This window comes from Duganella flavida, assembly GCF_009857445.1.
Lineage (GTDB): Bacteria > Pseudomonadota > Gammaproteobacteria > Burkholderiales > Burkholderiaceae_D > Rugamonas > Rugamonas flavida.
The window spans coordinates 1-255 of record NZ_WWCN01000079.1 but is presented as its reverse complement, the minus strand read 5'-3'; the positions used below and the strand labels follow the sequence as shown (position 1 = coordinate 255).

The following is a 255-nucleotide window of genomic DNA, read 5'->3' as shown; positions in this document are numbered from 1 at the left end:
ACTGAAACATCTAAGTAGCTGCAGGAAAAGAAATCAACCGAGATTCCCAAAGTAGTGGCGAGCGAAATGGGAAGAGCCTGTACGTGATAGTTGGACTGATAATGGAATGCTCTGGAAATGGCAGCCACAGCGGGTGATAGCCCCGTACATGAAATCAGACCAGTGGTACTAAGCGTACGACAAGTAGGGCGGGACACGAGAAATCCTGTCTGAATATGGGGGGACCATCCTCCAAGGCTAAATACTCGTAATCGA

The 255-nt window shown here is 48.6% G+C and carries 1 rRNA gene; it reads left to right on the top strand.

Annotated elements, in window-relative coordinates:
- Window positions 1-255: ribosomal RNA gene (locus tag GTP46_RS29290) — 23S ribosomal RNA — on the top strand; the annotation flags it as partial.